This window comes from Akkermansia sp. 54_46 (assembly GCF_001917295.1).
Taxonomy (GTDB): Bacteria; Verrucomicrobiota; Verrucomicrobiia; order Verrucomicrobiales; family Akkermansiaceae; genus Akkermansia; species Akkermansia muciniphila.
Genome location: NZ_MNUD01000033.1, coordinates 216,533 through 235,859 on the forward strand (window position 1 = coordinate 216,533; position 19,327 = coordinate 235,859).

A 19,327-nucleotide genomic window follows, 5' to 3' on the forward strand; every position below is an offset into this window, starting at 1 on the left:
CATTGCATCATCCCAATCTTGGAAAAACTGCAATAATTTTTATCCGTTCCTTATCCATAACAACAAAACCTCCTGTTTCAACACGTCCAACACGGGATGCCCCCTGGCCTCAGCCGTGGTTCAATAAATGGTAAAAATTTCTTCTCTGCGCTTCCGAATGGAAAACTCTGGCCCATATGGAAAATTCCGGAAGCAACATATCCAAATGGCCTTTAACTGCGCGCCATGAAACACAGCAATTTTTCATTTAACATGGATTCATGAACTCTTCAACGGAAAAAGCATGATCTCCCTGAATTGGAAAAGAAATCCAAAATCCATAAAAACGGTTATCGCCTGCGGGCATGTTCAGCAACCCCGGCATGTCTGAATGGAGAGAAAGCAGGATAAACCACCACTTTCCCAGCCTCCACGCCTGAATTTACAAGGAAAGCTGCTCCTTCAAACGCTCCAGCAGATTGCCGCAACCGTCCTGAAGCAGTTTTACCACATATTCAAAGCCTTCCTGCCCCCCATAATAGGGATCCGGCACTTCTTCATCCGGAAAACGAGTCGTGAAAAAACACATGGGCGCTATCTTGCCTGCCCACTGTCCCTTTTTATCCAACCGTTTCAAATCCCGCAGATTTTCACGGTCCATTCCCACAATCAGGTCAAATTGTTCCAAATCCTCTTTCCGCACGGGGCGCGACTTAAGCCCCGGATCCTCATATCCGTATTTTTTCAGCGCCGTCAGCATCCGGCTATCCGGAGGGCAGCCCCGATGGTAACCGATCATTCCGGCGGAATCGCTCTCAATCAAATGTTCCAGACCTTGTTCTGCGACCATTTTTTTGAAAATGATTTCCGCGGCAGGAGAGCGGCAGATGTTGCCCAGACAGACAAACAGGACTCGGTAAGGTTCGGGAGCACTCATGGACGTCATTTCTTTTTCAGGATAGGCAGGCGGCCTCCCCATTTCAAGAGGGAAGAGTTTCTGCACGGGAAACGGAAACGCCCGCGAATATGGCATGGGGCAGAGAAAGAAACTGCGCCGCTCATTCAAAAATAAGATTCTCCTGTGTTTCGGCTTGCGTTAAAGGATGTCCGGCTGTAGATTATCGCATGGCAGATTTCCCTCTTGGATTAAGTTTTGATGACGTGCTCCTGCTGCCCCGCCTGAGCGCGATTCTTCCCGGCGACGCGGACATCAGTTCCCAGCTTGTTCCCGGCTTTGACATGAAAATCCCCGTGTTGTCCGCGGCCATGGATACCGTTTCCGAATCGGAACTGGCGATTGCCCTGGCGCGGGAAGGCGGTCTGGCCGTCATCCACCGCAACAACCCCATTGACATCCAGGCGGCCATGGTTTCCCGCGTGAAGCGTTTTGAAAACGCGGTCATCCCGAACCCCGTCACGGTCAACAAGGACATGACGCTGGAAGAAGTCCACCAGATCATGATGGACCAAGGCTATTCCGGCTTCCCCGTCGTGGATGCCAACCGCAAGCTGGAAGGCATCATCACCGGCCGCGACATGCGCGGCGTGGACGATTACCAAAATGTCCGAGTCGAGGACGTCATGACTCCCCTTCCCCGCCTGATTACGGCGGCTCCCACCACGACCATTGAGGAAGCGCGCCACATCCTTTACACCCACCGCATTGAAAAGCTTCCTTTGGTGGATGAACACGGCGTGCTGGCCGGCCTTATCACGGAAACGGACATTCAGAAGCGCGCCATGTTTGCAGACGCTTCCAAGGATGAACACGGCCACCTGCGCTGCGGCGCCGCCGTGGGTGTCGGCCCCGATTATCTGGACCGAGCCAAAGCCCTGATTTCCGCCGGAGCGGACGCCCTGTTCATTGACGCCGCCACAGGACACACGACCCGCGTGATGGACGTGGTTTCCAACCTCCGCAAGCTGACGGACCGTCCCATCGTGGCCGGCAATGTGGTTACGGCGGAAGGAGCGGCCGATCTCATCAAGGCGGGCGTGCAGGCCATCAAGGTGGGCGTGGGCCCCGGCTCCATTTGCACTACCCGCGTCATATCCGGCGTGGGCATGCCCCAATTCACCGCCATTCAGGAGGTAGCCTCCGTGGCGCGTCCCGCGGGCGTCACCGTCATTGCGGACGGCGGCATCCGCTATTCCGGAGACATTGTCAAAGCCCTGGCCGCAGGCGCCGACCTGGTGATGCTGGGCGGACTGCTGGCAGGTACGGAAGAAAGCCCCGGCAAGGTGGTTCATTACCAGGGCCGCCACTTCAAGCAGTATCGCGGCATGGGCTCCCTGGGCGCCATGCGCCGCGGCTCCGGCGACCGCTACGGTCAGAACAGCTCCGGCAAGCTCGTTGCGGAAGGCGTGGAAGCGCGCGTTCCGTATAAAGGCATGCTGGCGGACGTGGTATTCCAGCTCATGGGCGGCCTGCGCTCCGGCATGGGTTATCTGGGCGCGCACAATCTGGAGGAACTCCGGAACAAGGCCCGGTTCGTTCAAATCACCTCCGGCGGGCTGAAGGAAAGCCATCCCCACGATATCACCATCACGGAAGAACCCGTCAATTATTCCTGTTAACTCCTCCCTCACATGGACGACAAGCACCTCGTAGCCGTCATTGACTTCGGCTCCCAATACACCCAGCTCATCGTACGCCGCGTGCGCGAACTGGGCTACATGGCCAAGCTGTATGCGCTGGAAGACCTGGACCAGATTCACGAACCCGGCGCCGTCATCCTTTCCGGCGGCCCCAAAAGCACCACGGACGCAGACGCCCCGGACATTGACTTTGAATGGCTCCAAAGCCTGAATGTCCCCGTCTTGGGCGTGTGCTACGGCATGCAGCTGCTGAACATCAAGCACGGCGGCACCGTAAAAGCCAGCAACAAGCGGGAATACGGCCCCGCCGCCCTGCTGCCGGAAACCTGTGCGGGCCTGTACCGGGACATGTCCCCTTCCTCCCAGGTATGGATGAGCCATTCGGACACGGTGGACCATCTGGCGGAAGGCTGCCGCGTAATCGCCCGCAATGCGGAAGGCGTCCCTGTCTCCCTCCAATGGGGAGAAACCACCTTCGGCATCCAATTTCATCCGGAAGTGACTCATTCCCATGAAGGGCGCACCATCCTGCGCAACTTCCTTTCCTGTGCGGCCAATCTTAAAAAGTTCGACATCGGAGACTTTAAAAGGGAACTCATCCGGGAAATCCGGGAACGCGTAGGCAACAGGCAGGTGGTCTGCGGCGTCTCCGGCGGCGTGGACAGCACCGTTCTGGCCGTTCTGTTGCATGAAGCGGGCGTGAACATGCGCGCCATCTTTGTGGATAACGGTCTGCTCCGCAAAAACGAGGCAGAGGAAGTGCGGGCCAATTTCGCCCGTATGAACGTGGAAATTGAAACGGTGGATGCCTCCGAACGCTTCCTGGCGGCTCTGGACGGAGAAAGCGATCCGGAAAAGAAACGCCGCATCATCGGAGGCCTGTTCATCGACGTTTTCTGGGATGCCGTGGGAGACGCGGAAATGCTCGCCCAGGGCACCCTGTACCCGGACGTGATCGAAAGCGCCTCCAACGCCAAATCCAAGGCCTCCGTCATCAAGACCCACCACAACCGCGTGGAACGCGTGCTGGAACTCCAGGCGCAGGGGAAAGTACTGGAACCCCTGGCGGAACTGTTCAAGGACGAGGTGCGGGAACTGGGCGCCTCCATGGGCATCCCGCATGACATTCTGTGGCGCCACCCCTTCCCCGGCCCCGGCCTGGCCGTGCGCTGCCCCGGCGTGGTCACCAAAGAACGCCTGGACATCATCCGGGAATGCGATGCCATCTTCATCGGCAACCTGAAGAAATACGGTTGGTACGACAAAGTCTGGCAGGCCTACGCCGGCCTCATTCCCGTAAAAACGGTGGGCGTGAAGGGGGACGAACGTTCCTATGAATGGGCCACCAACCTGCGCGCCATCGTGTCGGAAGACGCCATGACGGCGGACTGGGTGGAACTCCCCCCGGCCCTGCTGAGGGAAACCAGCAACCGCATCCTCAATGAAGTAAAGGGCATCAACCGCGTCCTTTACGACATTTCCACCAAGCCCCCGGCTTCCATTGAGTGGGAGTAAAGCTTCCGCGCCCTGTTGACGCTCGTTCAGCAGGGTGCCCCGCTCCTCCTCTCCGGCAATAAGGATCAAGAAAGGAGAAAATAATGACTGAACTGGAAAAATGCATGGCGGGCGAATGGTATGACTGCCATGACAAGGTGTTTCTGGAATTCAAAAACAAGACGCACCGGCTCCTGATGAAATACAATTCCCTGCCTTACGACCATAAGGAGGAAAAGCGGCAGGTGCTGCAGGAAATGCTGGGCAGCATCGGCGCCAAGGTCTCCATCGGCCATTCCTTCATCTGCGATTACGGCCGCAACATCCATATCGGAAACAACGTCACCGTCAATACGGGCTGCACATTCGTGGACTGCAACAGGATCACCATCGGCAACAATGTGCTGATCGCCCCCAACGTACAGATTTACACCGCTACGCACCCCATTGAGCTGGATGAGCGCCTTACTCCCGTGGAAACGGATGAAGGAGTTGAATACATTCGCCATACCTACGCTCTTCCGGTAACAATAGAAGACGGCTGCTGGATTGGCGGCGGCGTCATTATCCTGCCCGGCATTACCATCGGAAAAGGAAGCGTCATCGGAGCCGGCAGCGTGGTCACCAAAAATATTCCTCCCGACAGTCTGGCGGCGGGGAACCCCTGCAAGGTTATTCGTAAAATCAACGGAAGTCGGGAACAATGATCAAGCTGATCGCTTTTGATCTGGACGGAACCATAGGGGACACGGTCCCCATGTGCATCAGGGCATTTGAAAAAGCGGTTTCTCCCTACGCCGGCCACACGCTGAGCGAACGGGAAATCACGCAGACTTTCGGCCTGAATGAAGTAGGAATGATCAAGAAAGTCGCCGGAGAAAAATGGCGGGAAGCTCTCCATGATTTCTACCCGGTTTATGAAGAAATGCATCAATCATGTCCGGCTCCGTATGAAGGCATACGCGAATTGATAGAAACCCTGCAAAAGGCTGGCGTGCTTGTCGCCCTGATTACCGGAAAGGGAGACAAAAGCTGCCGCATCACGCTTGAGCAATTCGGCATGCGGGATTTGTTCTGTTCCGTCAAAACCGGAGCGGAAGACAGGCCCAACAAGGCGGAAGCTATTGAAGAGCTTCTGCACGACTTCCGCTTGAACAAAGATGAATTTTACTATATCGGGGATGCGGTTTCAGATGTGGCCGCCTGCAAAAAAGCGGGGGTGACCTGCCTGTCCGCCGCCTGGGCAACGACCGCAGACGTCGGCGGATTGGAAAAAGCCAACTCCTCAAAGGTTTTTCCCAGCATTAAGGAATTGACATTATTCCTGTCCATTGAGAAATAATTAGAAGATCCTCCTCACTTGGATAAGGAAAAACATGATGGAAAAATTTCAAAAACTGGCCCTTCTGATTGATGCTGAGAACATCGCTCTGGATAATCTTGAAAGCGTCATTCGGAAAATATCTGCATATGGCCGCATCGTGATTCAAAGAGCCTACGGCGACTGGAGCAAGGAAAGTTTAAAAAACTGGAAAGACTCGCTAAACCGGTTTGGCATAAAAGCGGAGCAGCAATTTAATTATACTCCCCAAAAAAACTCGACGGATATGGCGTTGACTATTGACGCCTTGGATTTATTGTATCAATCGTCTTACGATGCCCTTGCCATTGTTTCGAGCGACTGCGATTTCACTCCCGTTTCCCTATATGTCAGGGAACATGGTATTTATGTAATTGGTATCGGAGAGAAGAAAACTCCAGAGGCTTTCAAAAAAAGCTGCAATGAATTTATTTTATTAAAAACTGCTGACTCTAAAATAGATAATACACTACAAAATAAGCCTTCTCAATCTGGATCAGAAAAACGAAAAAAAATCCCTGAGTCTATTCATAAATTACTTAAGGAGGCATTTGAAACGCACAAAAAAGAAGGATGGGTAGCCTTATCTCGGGCATCATCTTATATTAAAAATAAACAACCTGATTTTTCTTTAAAAGAATACTATTCCAAATTTTATAAACTCATTCAGTATTTTCCGGAAAAATACAAACTTGAAAAATCGCATACAAAATATCAATGCAAATAAAATTATAGAGTTATCTTCTATAACTATATTCATCTGATTCTATCTTGGAACAAGAAATAAATTCCTGTTTTTTATACGCTCATTTAACGCAAAAACAGTTCCTTCTGCCATGGATACCGGCGCCGTCATCCTCACCACCTTTCTCTCCACCATTCCCGTTTATCTTTTCTTTGCCACGGGTTTCTATCTGCGCCACAAGCAAGTCATCCAGGCAGACCATGACGCGCCCATCATGCGCATCGCGATGGATGTGGCCTATCCTTGCCTCGTCTTCCACAGCATCATGAAGTACATGGTGCTCTCCGGAAATGAGACGCTCAGCAGCGTTTCCTTTTCCCTCCAGGCCATCGCAGCCGGGGCCCTGGAACTTCTGCTCGGCATCGCGGCCGCATGGCTGGTCGCTAAACTGCTGCGCATGCGCATCGGCACGGGCCTTCGTACGTTCACCCTGACGGCGGGAGTGCAGAACTACGCTTTTTTCGTCATTCCCATCATCCAGATGCTGTTTGCCGCCGGCAACGATCCCACACTGGGCGTCCTTTTCGTCCACAATGTGGGGTGTGAGCTGGTCGTCTGGAGCATCGGCGTCATCATCATCGCGGGCGGCCCGGGCAATCTGAATATGGGCGTTTTCTTCCGCGGCCCCCTGCTGGCCGTTATCGTGGGCCTGGCTCTTGCCTGGTCCGGCCTGGGAACCTATGTAGCCCAACCGCCCCTGATGAAGACTCTTGAAATGATCGGCAACTGCGCCACTCCCCTGTGCCTGATCCTGTTCGGATGTTCCATGCGGGATTTATGGCATAACATGAAGTGGGAACCCAAACCCATCATCTGCGGCCTGCTGACGCGGCTGGGGCTGGCCCCTGCACTGCTGTTCCTGATGGCTTATTTCCTTCCGGTGGATGATTATATCAAGCGCGTCATCATCATCCAGGCAGCCATTCCCTCCGCCGTCATTCCGGTCATTCTGGCCAAACGTTTCGGAGGCCATCCGGACCTGGGCACTCAAATCCTGCTGACAACGACGGTGGCTTCCTTCCTCACACTACCCTGCTGGCTGGCTCTTGGTTCCACCCTGGTCGTACCATTGTATTAACGGGATAATGGCGACATCAATCCCCGGATGGTCCGGGACGGCCCGCTTGCCCAACATCTTCCGCTTTTCCGGAGGATTCCGTTCCCGGTGTCCTGCCCCTTGATGGAAATAAAACCAGGCTGCAAGGTTCGGCGGCGGAACAATTTCCCTGCTGAAATATCCGCATCCTTTCCGTCTCCATCCTGCATTCCATGCTGAATGCTTCCCTACCTTTGGGTTGACTCCCCAGTCGGATATGTATTGAATGGATTCATGAAATTTCCTGCTCCTCTCTGCGCCGCCCTGCTGCCGGTCCTGTTTTCCTGCGCGGAGCAGGTTTCCCGGATTGAACACGTTCGGGAGGTGCCCTTAAAAACCACGGTGGTTCCTGCGGAAGACGTAGGCATGCACCGCACCCAGGCCACCTATCTGCTGCATGGCGCCGTCTCCCAGCAACAGCGCCTTCAGCGTCTGGGTCAATACTACTTCGTCACATGGAACGATGCCAATCCGGAACAGGCGGCAACCCTGGTCATGATATACCGCCAAGGAAAGACAGGTTCAACCGTCCTGACAAAATCCATTTCCTATCCAGCCGGGAGAAAAGGCGGCACGCAAAACTCCGTTTTCGAATTCATCGGGGATGAGGCCAGAGAAAAAGGGGAAGTCCTCGCATGGAAGCTCGTCCTGAAGGACAACCGCGGCAAAACGATTTCCGAACGCCATTCTTATCTGTGGGGGGACGATCATTGACTCTTCGGCAAAAACACCGAAGAGCCGTAAAATCACCCGGATATACAGGATGAGACCTGCAGTTTCCGGCAGTCTCGCCAGCCTCCAACTCCGTTAATAATCCTCCGGAATATGGGCACGCTTACGCTTCCTGCCGTTTGGCACGGCGTTTGCGGACAGCGTCGGCAAGGGTTTCCAGCACTTCCACTGTCGTCTCCCACCCAATGCACTGGTCCGTGATGCTCTTGCCGTACACCAGGTCGGAACTCAACGGCTGGGCCCCTTCCACAATGTTGCTTTCAATCATCACGGCAACAACCTGTTCGGACCCGCTGGATATCTGTTCCGCGATATTGGCGGCCACAGCCGGCTGTTTGCGATAATCCTTGCAACTGTTTCCGTGGGAGCAGTCTATCATGATGCGGTTGTTGATGCCGGCCTTCTGCAAAGCTTCTTCCGCTTCCTTTACATGATCTTCATCAAAGTTCGGCCCCAGGGAGGAACCGCGCAAGATCAGGTGGCAGGATTTATTGCCCGTAGTGGAAACAATGGCGGAAACTCCCTGCTTGGTCACGGAAAGGAAGCAGTGAGGGCAGGAGGAGGAAACAATGGCGTCTACAGCGATTTGCAGGCTGCCGCTGGTGCCATTCTTGAATCCCACAGGCATGGAAAGCCCGGAAGCCAGTTCACGGTGTACCTGGCTTTCCGTGGTGCGCGCGCCGATGGCGCCCCACGTGATCAGGTCCGCAATGTACTGCGGCGTGATGGTGTCCAGGAACTCGGTAGCTGCGGGCACTCCCATATCCCCCAGGCGCAGCAGCAGCCCGCGGGCCATATGGAGACCGCGGTTGATGTCAAAGGTATGGTTCATGAACGGGTCGTTGATGAGGCCCTTCCAGCCCACGGTGGTGCGGGGCTTTTCAAAATACACGCGCATGATGATCACCAGATCCTTTTCAAAGCGCGCCATTTGTTCCTTCAGGCGGGAGGCATAGTCCACGGCAGCCTGGGGATCATGGATGGAGCACGGCCCCACCACCACCAGCAGGCGGTCGTCGTGGCCGGAAATGATGTTCTCCGCATTCTTGCGGGTCGTAGCCACCATTTTGGCGATTTCGGTGGTTGCCGGATAATCCTTGATTAAAATGGCGGGGGAAATCAGGGGCTCAATGTCTTGAATGCGTATGTCGTCTGTTTTGAACCAGTTCATGTCTGGGGCTTATTGAGAGGTTTTTGAGAGAAGTTGAAAAGAAAAAAATACGGTTTGCGGGCTTTATGCCTGAATATACCGCGGGGCCTCACGGCCATAAGCCGGAAGCCCCGCAAAATGAAGCGGCCGCGCCTCCCGACAAGAGGCGCCGTCATGCATTACCAGGAAGTCACATTGTCTTCCGTCAATTCCGGATTGTTGATATGGCCGTCCGCCGTGCTGCCCTGCTTGTCCTTGCCGGTGCTGTAAACGGCCACGTTCTTGGTCACCATCCGGGAACCTACCTGAACACGGGGAGTACGGTCGTCAGGGTTGGCATTCAAAATGATGTAATAGGGAGATTCCCAAGGATCCATCAGGCCCACACGGCCGCGGCTTTCAAAAAACAGGCCGGGAGCGCCTTCCACATCCGTAGTCGTCGTATTGAAATAAGCCGTTTTCTTGGGATTCAACTTTCTGTCCTCATCCGCCCGGTCCATATAATTGGTCAGGATGCTCATGATGCGGCTATCGTCGTCCACGGCGGTTGTCACGTAATACTGTCCGTCCTTGTGGGCCTGCTTGGTCATTTCCCGGCTGCTCCAGGCCACGGGAACGCGGCCGTTGTCCAGCATGTAATTTTCCACAGCCGTCTGCAGACCGTTGCAATCGCTTCGCGCCGTGGTAACCTTGGATTTTTCCATCACGCCGTTCACCACCGTCATGGCGATGCCGGCCAGCGTCAGGATAATGGCAATCACCACAAGCAATTCAATCAACGTGAATCCCTTGGACTTACGGTTCAAAAAAGGTGTCTTCATACTTTGCCAAGAGTAGCGCAATTACAGTTCAGGGCAAGCGGAAAACAACCGGCGCCGCCTATTTCAAAGCCTGTTCCCGGAACGGCAGCAGACGGAATAACCCCGGTGCACAAACACCCCGGCGCCTTCCGGCAGCCGGGGTGTTTAAAAAGAATGCTCCTTTAGTTGGAGGGGACAGGGGTTTCTGCGGAAGCAGGGGCCGGAGCCTGAGAAGAAGCGGCTTCCGCTTCAGCGGCGCGCCTGCGCAGCTCCTCCTGCTGGAGTTCTTCCGGCGTCTTGGCGGGAATGGAAGCTTCCTGCCTGGCGGCAGCCTTCATCATTTCCGGGCTCAACAGGCTTTCCGAACTCTTAACGTGCTGCCGGTTGATCAGCATGCCCAGCCCCAGGCAAAGAACCATGAACGCGGTTCCGAAGTACACCGTGGCTTTTTTCAGCACATCCGTCGTCCGGGCGCCAAAGGCCTGGTCCGTAATGGCTGCGCCAAAGGCGGCTCCCAGCCCTTCCTGCTTGGGTCTCTGCATAAGCACTACGCCCAGAAGGAGAAGTGATACAATCACCAAAACGGCAAAAAGCAACTGAATGCTGATATTGAGTGAATCTGCTAAAAAAAGGTTCATGAGCGCGGGGAGTATGTGTGAATTCGAACGGTTTGTAAAGTCTAGGAAATGATTTCGTTATGCTCGTTGCAGACGATTTTCTTGGGGATGATGGGCTTGTCCGACAAGGCAAAACTCATAATGACCACCCGTTCGCCCGTCTTGATTAAATGGGCCGCACCGCCGTTCATGATGATGTTCCCCGTGCCGGCAGGCCCCTGGAGAGCATATGTTTCCAGACGGTTCCCGGACGTGACGGACGCTACGAGAACTTTTTCCCCGGGCCACAAATCCACGGCGGCCATCAAATCGGCAGGAATTTCAATACTGCCTTCATATTGAACATCGCCACGGGTAATCATGGCGCGATGAATTTTTGATTTTAACTGCTCAACCAACATGACGTTCGAACAACAAACCCCCGATCGCCCCTCCGGTCAAGCCGTCATCCTCCATTTTACGGTTTTCTGTGTCTTACTCCCCCTCCTCCAGCGCTTCCGCGGCATGGGCGGCATCCCGGGCAAGCTGGCTTTTCAATTCTTCCAAAGAGGGGAATTTGATTTCCGGCCTTAGGAAACGGACCGGTTCCACTTCCATCTCCCGCCCGTAAATATCCCCCGGGTGGCCGAATAAATGCGTTTCCAGCAAAAGTTCCCCCGTCTCACCTTCCACGGTGGGGCGCACCCCCAGATTGGCTACGCCTCCGTATTTTTTGCCGGCCACCCGGGCGCGCACGGCGTAAACGCCATGGGGAGGCTGTAACCCGCAACCGGGTCTTATATTGGCCGTGGGGTAGTCCAGCAGGCGCCCCAGTTGGCGCCCGTGAATCACCGGGCCCTTCCAGCGGTAGGAACGGCCAAGCATGCCGGCAACCTGTAAAAAATCCGCCTCGCGCACGGCTTCGCGAATCCGGGTGCTGCTTATGCGCTCCCCGTCCTGCAGAATAGGAGGAACGGCCGTCACCCGGAACCCGTAGCGGCAGGACAGCAGGCGCAGGGTTTCTACATTCCCTGCCCTGCCGCGGCCAAAATGCCAGTCCTCTCCCACGGCAATCTGAGCCACCCGGCAGGAGGAACAAAGTTCCCCAATAAACTCTTCCGGGCTCATGGACGCCAGCCTGGAAGAAAATTCCAGCGACAGCACCGCCTTCACCCCCAGCTCTTCCATCAAGGCAAATTTTTCAGCATCTTCCCCCATGATGGCGGGCGGCACGCTTTCCGGCCTCACCCGGGCCAGCGGATGGGTGCGGAATGTCAGCACGGCGGGAATTCCTCCGTCAAGAACAGCCCCTTTCACCGCCGCAGCAATCACTCCGGCATGTCCCAGATGCACCCCGTCAAACATCCCCATGGCCCAGTGTACGGGGGCGGCAAGGCTTTTCAATTCCTTGAATTCCCGGTAAATGACCATATGCTACCCGGCAATCAGAATATCCGCCAGCTCCTTCAGGGAAAGCATGGCCCGGAACAGTTCCTCCCTGGGCGCGGTTTTCAGGGTGTCCACCGTAATGGCGCGGTCCAGCGTAAAAGAACCGGACCTGGTGCGCCGGAGGGCGCTCAAATGCGCTCCGCAGCCCAATGCCTTCCCAATATCATAAGCATAGGACCGCACATAAAAACCTTTGGAACATTGAACGGTAAAATCCACTTCCGGAATGGCCACGCGTGAAATTCCGTGGCCAAACACTTCCACAGGCCGCGGCTCCCGCACAATTTCCTGACCTTTCCGGGCCAGTTTGTACAGCGGCACCCCGTCCTTTTTGATGGCGGAAACCATCGGAGGAATTTGTTCAAAAGCTCCGTCAAACCGGTCAAACGCTTCACGCACGGCCTGTTCCGTCACTCCGTCTACGGAATACTCCGCCACTATTTCTCCCATGGCATCCTGAGAGGAAGTCTCCACGCCCAGCATAAGGGTTCCGGCGTATTCCTTGTGTTCGCACATCAACTTGTCCTGAAGCTTGGTCGCCTTCCCTACCACCAGCATCAGCAATCCCGTAGCCATGGGATCCAGCGTGCCGCAGTGGCCTATTTTCTTAATTCCCAGGGAACGGCGCGCAATTGCCACCACATCGTGGGAAGTCATGTCCCGCGCCTTGTCAATCAACAGGACGCCCGAAGGAACCTGGATGGAATCTGAAACATTCATGAAATCTTCTGTCGGAGCACGCGTTCCACTTCTTCCCGCATGGCCTTCAGGATAGTAAGGCGCACTTCTTCAATAGGCCCCCGGATACGCACTCCGGCGGCCATGGAATGGCCGCCTCCGCCGAAACGGGAGGCCAGCTCCGCGACGGATATTTCAGGCGTCTTGGATCTCAGGGAAATACGGATGCGGGGATCGTCCTCCGTTTCTTCCAGATAAGCGGCCAGCCAGACTCCCTGCACGGAACGCAGAAGGTCAATCAGGCCTTCCGTATCTTCCGGACGGCTTCCAATCCGGGCTTTTGCCTCATTCGTCAGGCAAAACGTGCAAATCCTGCCGTCCGGCGTCAGCTTCATTCCGTTCAGCGCCTCACGCATCAACTGCATTTTCACCCACGGCTTTTCCTGGTAAAGCTGGCGGTTGATGTCCTGGACGTCAACGCCCATCCGGATCAAATCCGCAGCCAGTTCCATGACGGCCGCCGTCGTCATCTGGTACTGGAAAGACCCCGTATCCGTGCTGACGGCCACGTAAAGGGCGTCTCGCATCACCGGAGTAACGGGAATGCCCAGATACTTGAAAAAGTAATATAAAACCGCCCCCGTGGCGCATTCGTCCGGCAAAACGCACTGCACATCTCCAAACAGTTCGTTCGTCCGATGGTGGTCGATGTTCGCCCACACCTTCACTCCCGCCAAAGCCTCCAGGCTGCGTTCTCCCAGCCTCTTGAGCGCGCCGTTATCCACGGAAATGGCTACTTCCACATCCACCGGCTCATCAGGCGTGGGAATAATATTTTCCACACCCGGCATAAAGGCCAGATTGGAAGGCACCCCGTCCTCGTTCATCATCACCACCTTCTTTCCCATTTGCTTCAGGGCTTCCCCCAAAGCCAGCGTGGAGCCGATAGCGTCGCCGTCCGGATGAACATGCGCAATTACCGCAAAACTGCCATGGCTGCGGATCAGATCCGCCAAAGGCGCAAATTGGGGACAATGTTTCCAATCTTCCATATGTACTGCCGTGTTTTTATAGAAAAAGCCGCACCTGGACAATCACCAAGTGCGGCTTGAAAAGTCGTACTTAATCCCGGAAGAGGATTACTTCTTGGACTTCATGACCACCGGAGCCACATCCACGGCGGGCTGGTTCAGGTCATTGAACTTGGGCAGGGGGGTCAGGGGCGGAGCACCCTGATCCTGGCAGCAGCAGGAAGCCATGATGCTCGCCGCAAAAGCGGCAAGAGCCATAACGGTAATCTTCTTCATATGCGTGGTTAAATGATGGGTGATAAAGGATATGGAAATATCTTGGAGCATAAAAGCATACCATGCGGGCGCCCGTCAATCAAATTTGCAAAAATCTCCCAAGGAGACGCCTTTCCCAAAATGGCAAGACGCATAAATCGCTCGCCCGGGGTTATCTGTAATTATAATCTCTGCCAAGCTGTATCCTTTTCATGCCCTTTTCCGTCAAAATACTCCGGTTTTTCGGCATTCTCCTGCTGAGCCTCTGCGCGCTCGGCGTGGCCGGCATGACCTGGGCGTACCTGATAGAACCCAATCTTCTGTTTGTCAGGAAAGTGGACTACCGTGTCCCCCAGTGGAAAGGGAAGGGAACACCCGTTAAAGTCGTTATTGCCGGCGATTTGCACCTGATGCCCACCGCGTTTGATGAAGTGAGGGCCCTTCGCTATGTTCAGAGGATCATGCGGCTCCGGCCGGACCTGATTCTGCTGGTTGGGGACTATGCCCGGGGAAGCAGCGAAAACGCCAGCATGGATCCCGCCACGGCCGCCCGGCTGCTGAAAGGCCTGACGGCTCCCTGCGAGGTCTTTGCTATTCAGGGAAATCATGATTTCACCTTCGGCTGGAACAACTGGAGCAGGGAACTGAAACAGGCGGGAATCACCGTGCTGGAAGACCAGAGCGCGCTTGTCACGTTCAAGGACGGAAGGCAGCTTCAGCTTTCCGGAATATTGGATACGACGCGCAATGTCAGAAAACGGCTGCCCAAACGCCAGTCGCCGGACATCCCTCATTTCCTGCTTTCCCACCGTCCGGAAACGGACCGCATACTTTCCCATGGAGACGTGGACATCGTCATCAGCGGGCACACCCACGGAGGCCAGGTTTGCCTTCCTTTCGGCCTCCTGCGGTTTGAAGCCAGCCCGGACCATGCCCTACCCTACACCTATCCCTGGCATATCTCCGGCGGCAATACCTACCTGATCACCAAGGGGCTGGGGACAAGCACACTCCCCCTCCGCTTCAACTGCCCGCCGGAAATCTATCTGCTGGAACTGCATTGACCCATTCCTCCCGTTAAAATACAGTCCCTTCCTTCCCGGTGCCCTCCCCCTCCGCTCCACGCTGGCGGCAATCCATAAGGAAAACGGAAAAGAACGGCCGGGTTCCATAGTTTCAAAGGAGCCGGTTATCAAACCCTTCCTTCAGCCTTAAAATCTTTCTGGCCGTCATCCGGTAAACAGGCCGGTAAAGGTGCTTTTTCAAGACGGCCGGGAGCGTTCTTCCGGGCAGCGGACCGCGCAGCAGCCCGGCTTCACGCATAACCCGTTCGTAACGTTCCCCTTCATAACGCCAATTATACCGCCAGGGCTTGTGCACCCCCTGGTAATGAAGAATGCCCGGTTCCAAAGCCGCTTCCACCGCCTGGCGCGGCGTAACGCCGCGCCAAAACTGTTCCCGGGGATCGTTTTTCAAAATGCGGCGCGTCAAGCCGTCATGCCAGTTCCAGCGCGGGTGCAGCGGCACGGTCAGCTCGCACAGGGCTCCGTTCAAGGCATCCTGGTCCGGACACGTCAGCCTGTCCCGGTGAGTGACGGCATAATCCAGCACAGCCCTGACCAGATTCCTCTCCCGGAAGACATCTACATTCATCAGCAGCACGCCGGAATTGAAATATCCCGTGCAGGTCAGCGGCATCTCAAGACGTTCGTTAAAATGGGAACCGGGTCTGGAAAAATTCTCAAACACCACCCCTACTGCTTTTCCGTCCATATTCGTCCGGAACAGCTCCGTCAAATCCCGGCAAACCAGAACGTCAATGTCCAGATACAGAATATTGCCCCGCTCTTCCTTCAATAATTCCGGGATGAACACGCGTCCCCAGGCTGGCACCGGCCATTGTTCCGTATGGGGAAAGTCGTGCTCTTCCAAAATGCCGGAAACGTCTATGAACTCCAGACGGCAATCGAACGGAGCGGCCAGACGCTCCACGCTTGCCCGGTTCTCTCCGTCAATACCGTCGGAAAGCACGTAAATTTTGTAAAAAGTCTCCGGACCGGCAGTATTCAGGAGAGAAAAAACAGTAACGCTCAAAGGCAGGATTCCCCGATTGTCACTGGCCAGGACGACGGCAAATTCATTCTTTTTCATCGGATCGTTCATTTGGGTGGTGTCAGCGGCGCAGCAACCGGGCTCCCGCCTTGCGTATTCTCTTCCAGTAATAGGAAAAGTCCAAGCCGGATTTTCCGCCCATCCAGGTTTTCAGCAACTTTCCTTCCCGGCGGGACAGACTGGAATCATCCTCTCCGGGACGGTACAGATTTTCCTGACAAAGCATATCGGCCACCTTCCGGGTAACCTCCTTTTGAACGGCATGAGGGGCGTATTTGCGGATGTTCCTCACGCCCATTACCAGCATTTTCAAAAATGCCGTCCTGTATTCCTCCAGAATTCCGGCTTCTTTCCATTCCTTCAGCACCAGCTCCGCCACCGTCAGGTAATCCAGCGACTGGAGGGAACTGCCGGACGCAAAATCACTGGTAATGGACCCGGCCCGCTTGCGGTAAACGTAAGCCGCCCTGCTGACGACGCAAACTCTCCTGCACCACGGAAAAACGGCGTAATGGAAATACAGGTCTTCACAGGCAACGCCCTCGGGGAACCGGATGCCATGCTTTTCCACAATGGAACGCCTGATCATCATACCTCCCGCTCCATGATGTATTTTCCCAATGGTCTCCGGAGTGCAGGGAAGCCACCCTTTTTCCGGAGGGGCCATGTCCTCCGGCATGAACCGGTCTTCCCGGCCGGGGTCGGCCTCGTAATAATACCGGAACCCGCATACCAGCTTGTCGGCATCCAGCGCCTTCGCACGGGAATACATCTCCTCCAGCAAATCCGTCTCCAGCCAATCGTCGGAATCCACCAAAAACAAATATTCTCCCACAGCATGGTTCATCGCCAGATTCCGGGAACGGGATAAACCGCCGTTTTCCGGGGCCTGCACCACTTTCACCCGCGGGTCCCGCTCCGCGAATTCCCGCAGAATGGACAGGGAGCCATCTGTGGAAGCGTCATCCACGCAAACTACTTCCAGTTCACGAAGCGTCTGAGAGCAAATGCTTTCCAGGCACTGAACCAGGTACGGCTCCACATTGTAAACCGGAACCAGCACGGAAATGTTCACGGGAACCGTCATGACGCCAACGGAGAGCCTGCCGCCCTTATTTGTTCAAGCCCCTCCTGCGGCGGCAGAAAGGGTTCCAGAGAGGACCATACCTGGTCTACTGTAATTTCCTCAATGGCGCCGGGGGAAATCAGGTTGGAAATGCACCGGGCCGTAATGGCGGAGTTGCGCGTCCGGTGACAGAAAATGGCGATCACGGGAACCCCGGCATAGGCGCACATGTGCGTAGGCCCCGTATCATTGCCCACACAAGCCAGGGAACGCAAAGCCATCTGGGGAATATCCATCAGGGAAGACTTGCCCAGAAAACTGACAGCCAGGGGAGAGCTGGCGGCAATGGCCTCCACTTCCGCAGCCTCCGCCCGGGTGCCGATCACGACGGAGAACACGCCCCGTGCCGCCAGGCGTTTCGCCAGGGCGCAGAAATTCTCTACAGGCCAGCGCTTGTAGGGATGGTTGGGAGAACAGCCCGGAATCATCATCACATAGCGTTCCGGAAGCTCGTCAAAGTGCAGCCCCTCCCCGTGCATGAAAGAAAGATCCGTCAGGACGCGTTCCAAACGGAACGGCGCCCGTTCCACCTTCCCCCACCGGAAGGATTTCTTCTTCAGCAATCTGCGCCGATCCCCGGAATTGCAGGCCACCCAGTCCATGTCATGGTCCAGCAGGAAGCGCACGGCGGGATAATAGCGTTTTCTTGTGCGGGAAGATTCCTGAAGATCGTACACCACGTCAAAATTCCCCTTCACTATGGAACGGACGGCCCTCCAGGTGGCGCCCAGCTTCCGGTAGGGCAGGCGGTTGTCCACGATAAAATCGTCAAACACCCCGAGCTGCTCCGCCATGGGAACAAACATTCCCATGGTCATCAAGGTGATATGCGCCTCCGGATGAAGTTCGCGGAGCCGCTTCATCGTCCCCATGGCGAGCACCACATCGCCGAGGGCGCCATGCTTGATAATCAGAATGCGCTGTGCGGGCATGGGAGAAAAAAGGAATGGGGGTTAAACGTAACTATCTTCCCTGTCCAGATACTCCTGCACGTACCGGCGCACGCCATCCTCCAGGGAAGTCATGGGCGCTGCATAGCCGGCAGCGCGCAGCCTGGAAAGATCCGCCTGCGTATAATACTGATATTTTCCTCTGAGCTCTTCAGGCATCTCCCGGTAGGCAATCTTTTCCTGGAGGCCCAGCGCATGGAATGCCGCCTTCGCCAGATCGTGGAAAGAGCGTGCCTTCCCGGAACCTACGTTGAACAGACCGCTCACCTCCGGATGCTCCAGCAGCCAAAGCACCACATCCACGCAGTCGCCCACCCACACGAAATCCCGGAGCTGCCATCCGTCACGGTAATCGGGATGATAAGACTTAAACAGCTTCACCGTCTCATTGGCCTTCACCTGGGGGAATATATGGGCCACCACGCTCTTCTGCCCGCCCTTATGGTATTCATTAGGGCCGTACACGTTGAAAAATTTAAGCCCGGCGTATTGGGGGGGGGCCAGACGCCCTTCTTTCACTTCCCGGGCCACTTTGCGGTCAAACAAAGCCTTGCTCCAGCCGTATGCGTTCAGGGGCCGCAGCGCGTTGACGTGCTCCAGGGAGGCGTCATCGTCAAACCCCATGGAACCGTCCCCGTACGTGGCTGCGGAGGAGGCGTAAATAAACCGTTTGCCGTACAGGGAACAAAACTCCCACAAATGCCAGCTCAGCGTGAAATTCGTCCGGATAATCAAATCGGCGTCCGTCTCCGTGGTGGCGGAAATGGCCCCCATGTGAATGACCGCCTCCACCTCATCCGCATGCGCCTTCATATAATCAAGCATGCCTTCCGGAGAAACCACGGCGCACAGCTCTCTCTTGGCAATGTTCCTCCACTTGTCGGAAGAGCCCAGCTCGTCCACCACCACAAGATCCTTTTTACCGGCTTTTTCCAGAGCGGCGACAATGTTTGAGCCGATAAACCCGGCCCCACCCGTGACAATAATCATAAGAGAAGAATCAATGAAAAAGTTGTACGGCCTTTTGTACCACATCCACCCGTCCCTAGGCAACTGCCATTTGAGGCGTTCCCCGGCTCCCAATTTTCAACGAATTTACAATCCGGACACTCCAAACCCTGACCGTTCCATGCGGAAAACCATTGGAACGCAATCCCCGCGCAGCCTGCGGAGGAT

21 protein-coding genes are annotated in these 19,327 nt (G+C 55.4%); 8 read left to right on the plus strand and 13 right to left on the minus strand.

The genetic code is table 11. The features are described 5' to 3' along the window. Nucleotides 1-421: 421 nt before the first annotated feature. The gene (locus BHW66_RS08190; protein ID WP_102733826.1) at nucleotides 422-916 is read right to left on the minus strand and encodes a low molecular weight protein-tyrosine-phosphatase; all 495 of its coding nucleotides are present in this window, start codon (nucleotides 914-916) and stop codon (nucleotides 422-424) included. Nucleotides 917-1,104: 188 nt separating this feature from the next. On the opposite strand from BHW66_RS08190, the gene guaB reads away from it, so the two are divergent. The 7 genes from guaB to BHW66_RS08225 all read left to right on the plus strand — a co-directional run bounded on the left by guaB (nucleotide 1,105) and on the right by BHW66_RS08225 (nucleotide 7,986). Then, nucleotides 1,105-2,556: an IMP dehydrogenase gene (gene guaB / locus BHW66_RS08195; protein WP_102733769.1), complete on the plus strand. Its 1,452-nt coding sequence runs from the start codon at nucleotides 1,105-1,107 to the stop codon at nucleotides 2,554-2,556. 12 nt (nucleotides 2,557-2,568) lie between these two features. Further along, nucleotides 2,569-4,092, plus strand: a complete 1,524-nt coding sequence (gene guaA / locus BHW66_RS08200) for a glutamine-hydrolyzing GMP synthase (RefSeq protein WP_031930479.1) — start codon at nucleotides 2,569-2,571, stop codon at nucleotides 4,090-4,092. 80 nt (nucleotides 4,093-4,172) lie between these two features. Next, on the plus strand, nucleotides 4,173-4,778 hold the full coding sequence (locus BHW66_RS08205; RefSeq protein ID WP_094140654.1) for a sugar O-acetyltransferase: 606 nt from the start codon (nucleotides 4,173-4,175) through the stop codon (nucleotides 4,776-4,778). Continuing rightward, nucleotides 4,775-5,413 carry an HAD hydrolase-like protein gene (locus BHW66_RS08210; protein ID WP_094140652.1) on the plus strand — a complete coding sequence of 213 codons (639 nt, stop codon included), beginning with the start codon at nucleotides 4,775-4,777 and terminating at the stop codon, nucleotides 5,411-5,413. Before BHW66_RS08205 ends, BHW66_RS08210 begins: the two co-directional genes overlap by 4 nt. Before the next feature lie 34 nt (nucleotides 5,414-5,447). Beyond that, the gene (locus tag BHW66_RS08215) at nucleotides 5,448-6,158 is read left to right on the plus strand and encodes an NYN domain-containing protein (RefSeq protein WP_215711983.1); all 711 of its coding nucleotides are present in this window, start codon (nucleotides 5,448-5,450) and stop codon (nucleotides 6,156-6,158) included. 109 nt (nucleotides 6,159-6,267) lie between these two features. Beyond that, a complete protein-coding gene (locus tag BHW66_RS08220; protein WP_094140650.1) occupies nucleotides 6,268-7,254 on the plus strand; it encodes an AEC family transporter in 987 nt (328 codons plus the stop codon). A 252-nt stretch (nucleotides 7,255-7,506) separates the two neighbouring features. After that, nucleotides 7,507-7,986 (plus strand): hypothetical protein, encoded by a 480-nt coding sequence (locus BHW66_RS08225; protein ID WP_094140648.1) that lies wholly within the window; start codon nucleotides 7,507-7,509, stop codon nucleotides 7,984-7,986. Nucleotides 7,987-8,107: 121 nt separating this feature from the next. On the opposite strand, the gene BHW66_RS08230 is transcribed toward BHW66_RS08225, so the two are convergent. The 8 genes from BHW66_RS08230 to BHW66_RS08265 all read right to left on the minus strand — a co-directional run bounded on the left by BHW66_RS08230 (nucleotide 8,108) and on the right by BHW66_RS08265 (nucleotide 13,984). Next, nucleotides 8,108-9,175, minus strand: coding sequence for a 3-deoxy-7-phosphoheptulonate synthase (locus BHW66_RS08230; RefSeq protein WP_031930484.1), 1,068 nt, complete (start codon nucleotides 9,173-9,175; stop codon nucleotides 8,108-8,110). 158 nt (nucleotides 9,176-9,333) lie between these two features. Next, nucleotides 9,334-9,975 carry a prepilin-type N-terminal cleavage/methylation domain-containing protein gene (locus tag BHW66_RS08235; protein WP_012419796.1) on the minus strand — a complete coding sequence of 214 codons (642 nt, stop codon included), beginning with the start codon at nucleotides 9,973-9,975 and terminating at the stop codon, nucleotides 9,334-9,336. Nucleotides 9,976-10,136: 161 nt separating this feature from the next. After that, nucleotides 10,137-10,592: a preprotein translocase subunit SecG gene (secG, locus tag BHW66_RS08240; RefSeq protein ID WP_102739901.1), complete on the minus strand. Its 456-nt coding sequence runs from the start codon at nucleotides 10,590-10,592 to the stop codon at nucleotides 10,137-10,139. 41 nt (nucleotides 10,593-10,633) lie between these two features. Then, nucleotides 10,634-10,972, minus strand: a complete 339-nt coding sequence (locus tag BHW66_RS08245) for an aspartate 1-decarboxylase (protein ID WP_012419798.1) — start codon at nucleotides 10,970-10,972, stop codon at nucleotides 10,634-10,636. Between the two features lie 73 nt (nucleotides 10,973-11,045). After that, entirely contained in the window at nucleotides 11,046-11,981 is a 936-nt protein-coding gene (gene ribF / locus BHW66_RS08250) for a riboflavin biosynthesis protein RibF (RefSeq protein WP_102758712.1), read from the minus strand. A gap of 3 nt (nucleotides 11,982-11,984) precedes the next feature. After that, complete coding sequence (truB, locus tag BHW66_RS08255; protein ID WP_012419800.1) at nucleotides 11,985-12,719, minus strand: tRNA pseudouridine(55) synthase TruB; 735 nt, start codon at nucleotides 12,717-12,719, stop codon at nucleotides 11,985-11,987. Beyond that, nucleotides 12,716-13,693 (minus strand): bifunctional oligoribonuclease/PAP phosphatase NrnA, encoded by a 978-nt coding sequence (locus BHW66_RS08260; protein WP_046436475.1) that lies wholly within the window; start codon nucleotides 13,691-13,693, stop codon nucleotides 12,716-12,718. Before BHW66_RS08260 ends, truB begins: the two co-directional genes overlap by 4 nt. 123 nt (nucleotides 13,694-13,816) lie before the next feature. Further along, entirely contained in the window at nucleotides 13,817-13,984 is a 168-nt protein-coding gene (locus BHW66_RS08265) for a hypothetical protein (RefSeq protein ID WP_022396399.1), read from the minus strand. 191 nt (nucleotides 13,985-14,175) lie between these two features. Here BHW66_RS08265 and BHW66_RS08270 point away from each other — a divergent pair, with 191 nt between their 5' ends. Then, the gene (locus BHW66_RS08270) at nucleotides 14,176-15,027 is read left to right on the plus strand and encodes a metallophosphoesterase (RefSeq protein ID WP_286688996.1); all 852 of its coding nucleotides are present in this window, start codon (nucleotides 14,176-14,178) and stop codon (nucleotides 15,025-15,027) included. A 112-nt stretch (nucleotides 15,028-15,139) separates the two neighbouring features. Here BHW66_RS08270 and BHW66_RS08275 read toward each other — a convergent pair whose 3' ends face one another. Genes BHW66_RS08275 through rfaD form a run of 4 tightly spaced genes read right to left on the minus strand, consistent with a single transcriptional unit; the run spans nucleotide 15,140 to nucleotide 19,141 of the window. Then, nucleotides 15,140-16,126: a glycosyltransferase family 8 protein gene (locus BHW66_RS08275; RefSeq protein WP_286688997.1), complete on the minus strand. Its 987-nt coding sequence runs from the start codon at nucleotides 16,124-16,126 to the stop codon at nucleotides 15,140-15,142. 10 nt (nucleotides 16,127-16,136) lie between these two features. Next, the gene (locus BHW66_RS08280; RefSeq protein ID WP_286688998.1) at nucleotides 16,137-17,162 is read right to left on the minus strand and encodes a glycosyltransferase family 2 protein; all 1,026 of its coding nucleotides are present in this window, start codon (nucleotides 17,160-17,162) and stop codon (nucleotides 16,137-16,139) included. After that, nucleotides 17,159-18,133, minus strand: coding sequence for a glycosyltransferase family 9 protein (locus BHW66_RS08285; protein ID WP_286688999.1), 975 nt, complete (start codon nucleotides 18,131-18,133; stop codon nucleotides 17,159-17,161). The genes BHW66_RS08280 and BHW66_RS08285 overlap by 4 nt, the downstream gene beginning before the upstream one ends. A gap of 21 nt (nucleotides 18,134-18,154) precedes the next feature. Next, complete coding sequence (gene rfaD, locus BHW66_RS08290) at nucleotides 18,155-19,141, minus strand: ADP-glyceromanno-heptose 6-epimerase (RefSeq protein WP_237970263.1); 987 nt, start codon at nucleotides 19,139-19,141, stop codon at nucleotides 18,155-18,157. Between the last annotated feature and the right edge of the window lie 186 nt (nucleotides 19,142-19,327).

Excerpts from the sequence above, each read along its gene's own strand:
- BHW66_RS08190 (WP_102733826.1), bottom strand. The coding sequence starts at position 916 with ATGAGTGCTCCCGAACCTTACCGAGTCCTGTTTGTCTGTCTGGGCAAC.
- guaB (WP_102733769.1), top strand. The coding sequence starts at position 1,105 with ATGGCAGATTTCCCTCTTGGATTAAGTTTTGATGACGTGCTCCTGCTG.
- guaA (WP_031930479.1), top strand. The coding sequence starts at position 2,569 with ATGGACGACAAGCACCTCGTAGCCGTCATTGACTTCGGCTCCCAATAC.
- BHW66_RS08210 (WP_094140652.1), top strand. The coding sequence starts at position 4,775 with ATGATCAAGCTGATCGCTTTTGATCTGGACGGAACCATAGGGGACACG.
- BHW66_RS08215 (WP_215711983.1), top strand. The coding sequence starts at position 5,448 with ATGATGGAAAAATTTCAAAAACTGGCCCTTCTGATTGATGCTGAGAAC.
- BHW66_RS08220 (WP_094140650.1), top strand. The coding sequence starts at position 6,268 with ATGGATACCGGCGCCGTCATCCTCACCACCTTTCTCTCCACCATTCCC.
- BHW66_RS08225 (WP_094140648.1), top strand. The coding sequence starts at position 7,507 with ATGAAATTTCCTGCTCCTCTCTGCGCCGCCCTGCTGCCGGTCCTGTTT.
- BHW66_RS08230 (WP_031930484.1), bottom strand. The coding sequence starts at position 9,175 with ATGAACTGGTTCAAAACAGACGACATACGCATTCAAGACATTGAGCCC.
- BHW66_RS08235 (WP_012419796.1), bottom strand. The coding sequence starts at position 9,975 with ATGAAGACACCTTTTTTGAACCGTAAGTCCAAGGGATTCACGTTGATT.
- secG (WP_102739901.1), bottom strand. The coding sequence starts at position 10,592 with ATGAACCTTTTTTTAGCAGATTCACTCAATATCAGCATTCAGTTGCTT.
- BHW66_RS08245 (WP_012419798.1), bottom strand. The coding sequence starts at position 10,972 with ATGTTGGTTGAGCAGTTAAAATCAAAAATTCATCGCGCCATGATTACC.
- ribF (WP_102758712.1), bottom strand. The coding sequence starts at position 11,981 with ATGGTCATTTACCGGGAATTCAAGGAATTGAAAAGCCTTGCCGCCCCC.
- truB (WP_012419800.1), bottom strand. The coding sequence starts at position 12,719 with ATGAATGTTTCAGATTCCATCCAGGTTCCTTCGGGCGTCCTGTTGATT.
- BHW66_RS08265 (WP_022396399.1), bottom strand. The coding sequence starts at position 13,984 with ATGAAGAAGATTACCGTTATGGCTCTTGCCGCTTTTGCGGCGAGCATC.
- BHW66_RS08270 (WP_286688996.1), top strand. The coding sequence starts at position 14,176 with ATGCCCTTTTCCGTCAAAATACTCCGGTTTTTCGGCATTCTCCTGCTG.
- BHW66_RS08275 (WP_286688997.1), bottom strand. The coding sequence starts at position 16,126 with ATGAACGATCCGATGAAAAAGAATGAATTTGCCGTCGTCCTGGCCAGT.
- BHW66_RS08280 (WP_286688998.1), bottom strand. The coding sequence starts at position 17,162 with ATGACGGTTCCCGTGAACATTTCCGTGCTGGTTCCGGTTTACAATGTG.
- BHW66_RS08285 (WP_286688999.1), bottom strand. The coding sequence starts at position 18,133 with ATGCCCGCACAGCGCATTCTGATTATCAAGCATGGCGCCCTCGGCGAT.
- rfaD (WP_237970263.1), bottom strand. The coding sequence starts at position 19,141 with ATGATTATTGTCACGGGTGGGGCCGGGTTTATCGGCTCAAACATTGTC.